Origin of the sequence: Pseudovibrio sp. POLY-S9, from assembly GCF_001431305.1 — a bacterium.
Classification (GTDB): Bacteria; Pseudomonadota; Alphaproteobacteria; order Rhizobiales; family Stappiaceae; genus Pseudovibrio.
Genome location: NZ_LCWX01000095.1, coordinates 43,570 through 52,631, shown reverse-complemented (window position 1 = coordinate 52,631; position 9,062 = coordinate 43,570). Strand labels below are relative to the sequence as shown.

The following is a 9,062-nucleotide window of genomic DNA, read 5'->3' as shown; positions in this document are numbered from 1 at the left end:
TGCAAAATGACTCGGTCGAATACCAGTTTATTCCGCATTACAAGTACCACAACAACCCGCCACTCTTTGCCATTGAGGTGGAGCGCGGCGAGGAGATCGGCGCAGCGATCTACATGCCGAGCGAAACAGCTGAGCGCACCACTCCACCGCCTTTCCCGGAAAGCCTGCGTGGCAGACTGCTGGAATCAATCGGCCCAGAAGAAGTAACCAACAAACGCACGCTGACCTTCCAGGCGAATACGCTGGACAATCCCGACAAGTACTACCGCGGGGTGAACGTCACCATCGACCACGGCCAGTTTGGCGGCTGTGAGGTGGTCAATCATTGGGTTGAACTGGACGCCGTGGAAGAATGGACGCTGGAGAATGAAAGCGAGTTTCCGCATCCCATCCATATCCATGTGAACCCCATGTATGTCTTTGAAATTCAGGGCGAAGACCCTTTGGATTACACGCTGGAGCTTCCATTCTGGGCGGACACCATTCAGGTTCCGCCTCATGGACATGTGAAATTTCGCATGCGGTTCAAGGACTTCGTCGGCAAGTATCCTTTGCACTGCCACCTGCTCTACCACGAGGATGGCGGCATGATGCAGCACGTGAAAGTCGTCAGGGATCTGAAGGAAAAAGACGACTGGAACAACAACCAGTAACGGCCCGAGACAACATCAGGTTCACATGACTGAGGTACACGGCATCAGCCCTGACAACGAGCGGAAGCCAAAACGAATGCGCAGCTTTTCTCTGAGCCATTTTCTGCTTACCAACCCCATTGGTTATGGAGTGATGCTCGTACTTCAGCTGGCTGTGGTGGCGATGATCACGCGGCCCGACACCCTTCATGTATTTGAAGTTGCTTTCGTTCTCGCCATATTCTTTGCAGGCATGGTCAGCCTGCAAAACGCAGGTATGCCCAGCTACCTCTTCACGTATTTCTGGAGCGGGTTTGTTTATGGCGGGTTCGGTATGATTTTGGGCTACCAGATCGATCTGTCCATTGACCAGAACCTGGCAATGCAACAGATGAACAGCCTGACACTGGCTGCTGTTTATCTGAACTGGATGACCCTCATCATGGTGGGCGCTTGTATTGTAACCTGTTTTTTCGCGGATCACTGCAAAGGGCATCCGGCTTCAAAAAGCGCAAAAACCTTCATACACGTCTTCGCAATTTCCATGATGATGTTTGGCGTTTACGTAGGCCATGCACTCAACCTGATACTGCACCGGAACACGTTTGACCGGTTCTATCTACAAGTCCTTGCCATGAGCATCTTCTTCACTATCGGCTATTACTGCGCTCTCAAGTGTCATGACTTGCTTCGCGACAGAAAGAAGGCCTGAGTGGCCCTCTTTCCTTTTGCTTACCCAACCTTCTGCGGCGCTGAATACCGCTTCTCCAGCTGTGCCTGTATCATCTCAAAGACGAAACTAACCGCCCAGTAGATGAGCGCGGCGCTGATCAACATTTCAAAGTGTTTGAACTCGGAGCGCCCAAGCGTCCGTGCCAGATACATGAGCTCCATAATGCCCATGGCAGACACCAGCGAGCTGTCCTTGAGCATAGAGATGAAGTTGTTGCCCGTTGGCGGAATGATGATGCGGATTGCCTGAGGCAAAACCACCTTCCACATGACCTGCCAGGGCTGCAAGCCCAGAGCGGCGGCGGCTTCTGACTGTTGCCGTGGAACCGCCTGTATGCCCCCTCGGAAAATCTCCGTCATATAGGCCCCGTAACTGAGCGACAAAGCCAGAATGCCTGATGGGATTGCATCCAGTGTGATTCCAAGTTGCGGCAAGCCCAGATAAATCAGATAAACCTGCAACAACAACGGCGTACCGCGAAAAAACGAAACGTAGAACGTTGAAGCCGCATAGGCTGGACCTGAGTTGGACAGACGGGCAAGTGCCCCAACAAATGCCAGTAAGCTGGCGCAAATGATGGACGCAAACGAGACAAAGAGCGTGTAGAACAGCCCCTTGTAAAGCAGGATCGGCAACCGCTCGATAATGAACGGAAACGACAGGTCAAACGAATAGAAGAACCCCAGAAACAGCGCCAGAAGCTGCGCCCAATAGATCGGCACTTGCACCTTCATTGGCAGTTTGGAGACGAACACAACGTCTGCTGTGATCACGGCAGAAATCGCAAATGCGGCCAGCACGGAAGCGGTATCAGGAGCCACATCAAGGTTCAGAAGGGTCGTCAGGTATTGCCCAACGTTGCTCTGATCAAACGCCATGAGCAACGCTGCCAGTACCGCGAAGAAAACCAGGCGCCGAGAGGGCGCATGGCTAAACAGGTTCACGAGCAGTGTCATAGGACCAACCGCACTAGTGCGTCGTGGTTACAAGGTCAGCCCCGAACCACTTTTGTGAAAGCTCAACCAAAGTGCCATCAGCCCGCATTTCCTCAATGATTTCGCCGACTTTCTGAGAAAACTCAGGGTCATCACGAGACGTCACAACGGCCAAAGGCTCAAAGAACACCGCCTCTCCCAGAATACGGATCGGATAGTTCGCCTTGATCGCTTCCAGAATGGTTGGGACCGAAGTGATGCCAGCATCCAGACGTTTGCCATCTCCCAAACGCAGGTCATCCAAAACGTTGCTGTCAGCCTCATAGGTGCGGACCTCACCCGGTGTCACCGCAAACTCGAACGCAGGAGAATAAGCCGCATCCAGCTCTAATTCGTGCTGAAGATAGTACTCGAAGGTTGAACCTGTGCTGGCCCCGATGCGCTTGCCATTCAGCTCCGAAACCGTCTCATAAGACGCGTCCTTGTGCACGTAAAACGCAGCAGGCGTGTAATAGTAAACTGCTGGAAAATCGAGCACTTTCGCGCGGGCAGGTGTTGGCGTCATGGAACCGATGGACATCTCCCAGCGCCCGCCCCACTTGCCGGATGTAATGGCCTCCCAAGCCGGGTTCAGGAACTCTGCCTTTGCGCCCATACGTTTGGCGACTTCTTTTGAAACATCAATGTCATAACCTTCAAACACACCATCAGCATTCAGGAATGAAGCCGGCGGATATCCGGAGTTGGTGGCGACGCGGATCACCTTACTCTCCATGACGCGGTCCATCACTTCGCCGGAAAATGCGGGTTGAGATAAGGCCAGCAAAGACACGCTGACAACCGAGCCAATACTCGCGATTGATTTAATAATATTCATTTACCCCTCCAAATAATAATATTATCCGAGTGATCCTAGGCAACAGAACCAAGGTAAACAAGAGATTCTCATTTATTCATATATGAATACACTTCAGTTTCACTGAGTGAAATCTATAAGGCTAATCTATTTATTCTTCTGATTGCCCATTTACTAGATAGTATGTGCGATGACTCATAATAGTCATCGCACATACATCTTCATCTATTGGTATTGAACCGTGCTGCCTTCTGCGATGACATCAAGACCTGCTTCATGCCTCTCCATCGCCTGCGCCAGTTTCCAGATCGGTTCAAGGAACAGCCCAAACGTGGAGTGATGAATAGGCAGGACGCGTTTCGGCTTCAGGCGATCCACCATGTCCACCACATCTGCGGCATCCATGCTGATCTTCCCAAGAGCGCCCGTCACACCCACCCCGCCAACATGTGGCACAAGAACATCAATGGCACCAAGAGCTTGGACTTTGGCCATCACATCATCTACCGGGAAGGTATCGCCAGTCCAGTACATGGTCCTGCGATAATCACCGGCCGCAAACTCAAAGAAGTACCCATTGCCCGGTCCGAGGATCTTCAGGATCTCCACATTCTCAGAATGCTGGGCGGGAACTGCCGTGATCGTGATCTGACCAGACTTAGTCGGGAACACCATATGCTCGCCCCATGGCAGAGCGGTGATATTGGAAAAGCCCTTCTTTGCAAGTACTTGCTTGTCATGCTCTGTCGCAACCATCGGCATGTCAGATGCAATTCTCGCCTCTGCTGCTGCATCAAAGTGGTCTGGATGCGAATGACTGATCAGTGTTGCAGTCACCGCTCCAAGATCAAACGCAGGTAACGCCCTAAATCGTGGTTGTGGTTTCAGGTTGGGCCCCTTGGCGAGATCAAACATCTCATTCGGGTTCGGCATCACAATCGCTTGCTTCCCAACGCCAAAGGCAGGATCCGAGAGGAACGTCACTCCATCAAAGCTGATGAGCATTGTGGCGCCGCCAAGCCACTGTATCTGCAGTGTTTCCTCTGGTGAACCGTTCACTTTGGCATGCGCTAGTACAGGCAAACCAACGGCAGAAACCAGTGCTGTTGTTCCGCTTAAACCAAGAAATTTCCGTCTATTCATCTTGTCACCTATCTCTATATGGAGCATAGGGCTAGCAAACTCTGAGCGGCTGGAGTATTCAGATAATACTGTCATCATTAAACGATATAATTGCATAATGACGAACATCATCCAGTTGCAAACCTTCGTTGACGTCGCTCGCCTGAACTCCTTCACTGAGGCCGCAGAGCATCTGAGTATTCCCCGTTCAACGGTTACAGCTCGCGTGCAAGCGTTGGAGGAACGGCTCGGCGTGCAATTGCTTCACCGCACCACACGGCGGGTTTCTTTGACGCTGGAGGGTGAACGGTTTTTGCAGCAGTGCGAGCCAGCCTTGGAAGCGCTTCTACAAGCTGAAAGCGACCTGCAAGAGAAAGACGAATTCTCTGGAAACATTCGCCTTTCCGTCCCAACAGATTATCCGGCAGAAACGCTGGAAGCGCTGCTGAGCAGCTTTGGCAAGCTGCATCCCAAGGTCTCGTTTTACGTTGATATGAGCGACAGTCCGGTGGATCTCGTGGCAGATCACTTCGATCTTGCCATCCGAGCGCGGCATCCGGGAGACGAAACTCTGATCGCGCAGCGCTACACTTATGACCCTGTTGGACTATTCTCTCGCAAACCGCACAAGCTCATCACAGAGGACAACATTGCCTCCTTTGCACTCAGAGATCCGGGAGGATTTCTAGCTGAGTTCTTGGTGGGTACAACCTCCACTCATACGATAGAGACCACCAACTTCCGTTTGACCAAACAACTCGCATTATCAACGGATTGCGTTGCTGTGCTGCCAATTTCACTTTGTGAGCATGAGGTAGAACAAGGCCGGTTACACCACCTAAAAACCACACTGCAGATCCCTGAGGTACCGCTTTACATTGTAACCCCAGCCCGAAAGCACAGACCGAAACGCACACGGGCTTTTATCCAACACATCATAGAGTGCGCAAAAGCCCACCGGTAAGACCAAATGGCTTATGGGCGCAGGCTGATCAATTCGTTAGTATCCCCGCAGATTTTAGTGACTGATTGCATGGGACGAGAGAGTATGGCGCAGGATACCCTTTTAAAAGAACAGCTTGGTGGTGTTTTGAGAATAACGCTCAACCGCCCAGACAAACTCAATGCCCTCTCACCAGAGATGCGTCAGGACCTGCTCTCCGCGTTGAACGAGGCCCACACCAGCTCTGAGGTGCGCACGGTTATCCTCACCGGCTCAGGCCGCGCCTTTTGCACCGGACAGGACCTCAACGACATCCTGCCCGACAGCACTGGCGAAAAGCCGGATTTGGGTGATGTTCTAACACAACATTACAGCCCGATTATTCACGCAATCCGGCAGATGGAAAAGCCGGTTTTGTGCGCTGTGAATGGCGTTGCAACGGGTGCTGGGGCTGGTCTCGCCTTTGCCTGCGACATGGTGTTTGCCGCCAAGAGCGCAAAATTCATACACGCTTTCAGCAAGTTAGGTCTTGTCCCTGGTGCTGGTGCATCCTTTCACTTACCACGGATGGTGGGCGAGGTGCGTGCCAAGGGGTTGATGCTGACTGGTATGCCGCTGACTGCGGACCGCGCAGCAGATTGGGGCCTGATCTGGGAAGCCATTGAAGACGACCAACTTCAGGGCGAGGTACTAGATGTTGCAACTAAACTTGCAAAAGGCCCAACATCGGCGTATGCCATGACCAAACATCTCATTCATGCATCAGCTGATAGCACGTTGGAAGACCAGCTTGTGCGGGAAGCGGAGATGCAGCGTCGGGCTGGAAATTCGGAAAACCATGCCGAGGGCCTGAACGCGTTTCTTGAAAAACGCTCACCTGTTTTCAAATAGCGCCTGTATCCTTCTCGTGTGGTTGCGGCGCCTCCCAAAACCATAATTGAGGATATATATGGGCATTATTGCACTTGATCACGTCCAGATGACCATGCCAGCAGGGCAGGAAGACGCGGCCCGCGCTTTCTTCATCGGCCTGCTCGGTTTTACCGAAGTCGAAAAACCTGCGTCTTTACAAGGCCGTGGCGGAGTCTGGTTCACTGCAGGCAGCGTTAACCTGCATGTTGGCGTGGAAGATCCGTTCACCCCAAACAAGAAGGCCCATCCCGCCTTTTTGTTGGATAGCCTTCAGGAAACGGTTGATCGTCTGGCCGCAACAGGCGCTGTGTTGAAGGACGACAAACCATTGCCGGGCTACATCCGAAAGTTCACCGAAGACCCGTTTGGCAACCGCATCGAGTTGATGCAGAAGACGGCCTGACTGCTGGCGCTGCACGCCAGAATAGGATTCAAATTTCTGCTTTAGACATTGATAAATAAACAGAAAATCTTCGAGTTTTCGAAAACCTCACGATATCCTGTGTGTGTTAGAGGGTGAGTTAATCAAGCAAGCTCACCTCGGCACAGGAGCCTCGGCAGATGACCATTCTCGGTTTGCAACACATCAACCTTCCCATCGCGCCTGACGGGGATAAGCTCGCCCGCGAGTTTTACGTGGACCTGTTGGGCTTTGAAGAAATTGAGCGGCCTGAGATAGCGCGGCACCAACAAGGTGGTTGGTTTTCAGTAGGTTCTGTCAATCTGCACCTGAGCGTGCAAGACCCGTTTGTCGCCAACAAGGTGGGTCATCCGGCCTTCGTGGTGGATGATATCATGAAACTCACAGAGCACCTGCGGGATGCGGGATATGAGGTTTCAGAGGACCCGACCTTCATTGGTTTCCTGAGAAGAACCACCCATGACCCCTTCGGCAACCGCGTTGAACTGATGCAACCCGAGGACATGGTGCAGCACAAACTATAGCTTCTTCAGCTCCTGCAACAACGCGTTGGTGAGGCCGAGCAACTTGCCCTCCGGCAGAATATCTTCGTGGTTCCACGTCACCGCAACCTGCCAATGCACTCCGTTCAACCCTTTGAGATCATAGGTAAAATTAAGAACACCGATCTCGCTTCCAGCTTTGAAAGCAATGCGTTGCCAGTCGGTCTTTTCCGCCAGGCCAGGGTTGAACTGCATCGCCTTGTCATCTGCTATTTCGCCGATCACATCGCAGAGTTCTTCCGCGCTTGCATACCATTCCACTCCGCTGAGATATGGGTCGGCTACATCCTCAATCGCGGGCAGTGAACGTTCCTCGATTTTCTCCAGAATTTTCCGGCGCTTAGCAACACCCGCCTGACCATATCTCTCGGCAAGATCACGATCCGCCTTGAGTTGATAAAACTGACGAGATGTCAGGAACGGCGTCCGTTCTTCCCGCGTTTCCAATGACTTAGTGCCGATGAGGTTGAGAACAACATCGGCAGCGGAATTGTCAGAGGCTGTCATCATGTGCTGTGCAACCACCTGCAGGGTCACCAATCCACCACTCATTTTGGCGTAAAGACTGCTAACCGGATGGGATTCCAAGTCTTTTTCCAGTCGAACCTTCTGGTTCCACTTCAGCTCACCGCCTTTCACACGGCGCACCAGTTCCTGCATCACAAACAGCTTGTAAGCTGGGCCAATCGCTAAGGGTTGATCTGCATTTTTGCTGAAAAATTCTACACCATCTTTGCGAATGAGAAGGCTGGACGTTCCAACCATCTCTTGCATCAGAGACAGACACTCATCAAGGTTTTCTACCTGATACAGCGCAGGCTTGATAAATAAGCCTTTGATTTTGCCGGATCTTTCCCGCTCCAACAGGACAACGATCTTAAAGTGCGTTGTTTTGACGAGAAATGCGTTTTTTTGCGTTTCTTTGCTGATTTCTTGCGCTGCTCCGTAAGCGGCAAGTGCATCCTCCAAAGACCGTTTCAGCCCCTGTTCTCCAACCAGAGAAAGGAAGCCGGTCGAGAACATGGAAAGGTCATCGCCGTTGCCATTCCAGAGTAGAAACAGCAGGTCCATATCAGACGTGTTGCGCAGCGCAATCATCTCCGGCGTGATCCGCTTGGCGGGGGAGAGGTTCTCCAGCGCATCCTTTAGGCTCAGGATTGGATCAAGAAACATCTCTTTCAGGGTGCGCATTTCAATTCGCCTCAGGTCAACCAGCTGGAATCGTCTCTCTTCTCTTAAAGTGAGCCTGTGAGATTGGCAAAGCCTGTCTTCCCTCTTCTGCAATAAGCCACAGTTGGGCGAAGTGAAAGGTTGATGCTTAGCCACCTCAGAACAAATCATACCTCGGTCTATAACCAACCAGATCTGCCGGAATAAACCGGGTGCGGAAGCTGTTAGGTTTGGCCCGCATGCCCTTTCGAAGATTCCCGAGCACTCTATGAGGTTGGTATTGTGGAGATCAGTGTCGTTCTTCCGGTTCACAATTGCGGCAAATATCTACTGCCTGCATTGCAGAGCATAAAGTACCAGAGCTTCCCTCATTTCGAAGTGCTCATGATCAACGATCACTCTTCTGATGGATCGGAAGATGTGTGTGCAGACATCGCCTCTGTTGATGACCGGTTCAAGCTGTTGCATTCCCCCCATTTCGGCATGGCTGGCGCACTCAACTTTGGCATCTCACAGGCCAGTGGTGTTTACATCGCCCGTATGGATGGCGACGATCTGTGCAGACCAGAGCGGTTTGCCAAGCAGATTGAATTCCTTAAAGAAAACCCGGACATTTCGTTTCTCGGCACCTTCGCTGATCATATCAACGATCATGACAGGGTTATGGGGTCCTTTGAGTTCCCAGAGGATGATTTCGAGATTAAAGCGCAATTGGATCGCGGCCAGAACACCTTCGTTCACCCCTCCATGATGATGCGACGCCGCGCACTTGTAGACCTTGGAGGTTACCGCGAGA

11 protein-coding genes are annotated in these 9,062 nt (G+C 52.0%); 7 read left to right on the top strand and 4 right to left on the bottom strand.

Translation table 11 applies throughout. The annotated features are described in order from the left end of the window. Positions 1–653 (top strand): multicopper oxidase domain-containing protein (locus PPL9_RS08670; RefSeq protein ID WP_152986639.1); only part of this gene is annotated, 653 nt, incomplete at its 5' end. A gap of 25 nt (positions 654–678) precedes the next feature. Next, positions 679–1,344, top strand: coding sequence for a hypothetical protein (locus tag PPL9_RS08665; RefSeq protein WP_057462336.1), 666 nt, complete (start codon positions 679–681; stop codon positions 1,342–1,344). Between the two features lie 20 nt (positions 1,345–1,364). Here PPL9_RS08665 and PPL9_RS08660 read toward each other — a convergent pair whose 3' ends face one another. The 3 genes from PPL9_RS08660 to PPL9_RS08650 all read right to left on the bottom strand — a co-directional run bounded on the left by PPL9_RS08660 (position 1,365) and on the right by PPL9_RS08650 (position 4,299). After that, positions 1,365–2,321 (bottom strand): amino acid ABC transporter permease, encoded by a 957-nt coding sequence (locus tag PPL9_RS08660; protein ID WP_057462335.1) that lies wholly within the window; start codon positions 2,319–2,321, stop codon positions 1,365–1,367. A 13-nt stretch (positions 2,322–2,334) separates the two neighbouring features. Continuing rightward, positions 2,335–3,177: a transporter substrate-binding domain-containing protein gene (locus PPL9_RS08655; protein ID WP_057462334.1), complete on the bottom strand. Its 843-nt coding sequence runs from the start codon at positions 3,175–3,177 to the stop codon at positions 2,335–2,337. Between the two features lie 204 nt (positions 3,178–3,381). After that, a complete protein-coding gene (locus PPL9_RS08650) occupies positions 3,382–4,299 on the bottom strand; it encodes an MBL fold metallo-hydrolase (protein WP_208989252.1) in 918 nt (305 codons plus the stop codon). A 97-nt stretch (positions 4,300–4,396) separates the two neighbouring features. Here PPL9_RS08650 and PPL9_RS08645 point away from each other — a divergent pair, with 97 nt between their 5' ends. The 4 genes from PPL9_RS08645 to PPL9_RS08630 all read left to right on the top strand — a co-directional run bounded on the left by PPL9_RS08645 (position 4,397) and on the right by PPL9_RS08630 (position 7,078). Further along, complete coding sequence (locus PPL9_RS08645; RefSeq protein WP_057462332.1) at positions 4,397–5,242, top strand: LysR family transcriptional regulator; 846 nt, start codon at positions 4,397–4,399, stop codon at positions 5,240–5,242. 84 nt (positions 5,243–5,326) lie between these two features. Beyond that, positions 5,327–6,112: an enoyl-CoA hydratase-related protein gene (locus PPL9_RS08640; protein WP_057462331.1), complete on the top strand. Its 786-nt coding sequence runs from the start codon at positions 5,327–5,329 to the stop codon at positions 6,110–6,112. Positions 6,113–6,170: 58 nt separating this feature from the next. Continuing rightward, positions 6,171–6,536: a VOC family protein gene (locus tag PPL9_RS08635; protein WP_057462330.1), complete on the top strand. Its 366-nt coding sequence runs from the start codon at positions 6,171–6,173 to the stop codon at positions 6,534–6,536. Positions 6,537–6,694: 158 nt separating this feature from the next. After that, complete coding sequence (locus PPL9_RS08630) at positions 6,695–7,078, top strand: VOC family protein (RefSeq protein WP_057462329.1); 384 nt, start codon at positions 6,695–6,697, stop codon at positions 7,076–7,078. On the opposite strand, the gene PPL9_RS08625 is transcribed toward PPL9_RS08630, so the two are convergent. Further along, on the bottom strand, positions 7,073–8,287 hold the full coding sequence (locus PPL9_RS08625) for a serine hydrolase (protein WP_057462328.1): 1,215 nt from the start codon (positions 8,285–8,287) through the stop codon (positions 7,073–7,075). The two genes, PPL9_RS08630 and PPL9_RS08625, sit on opposite strands and share 6 nt — an antisense overlap. A gap of 261 nt (positions 8,288–8,548) precedes the next feature. On the opposite strand from PPL9_RS08625, the gene PPL9_RS31215 reads away from it, so the two are divergent. Then, a partial coding sequence (locus PPL9_RS31215) for a glycosyltransferase family 2 protein (protein WP_152986641.1) occupies positions 8,549–9,062 on the top strand: 514 nt, incomplete at its 3' end.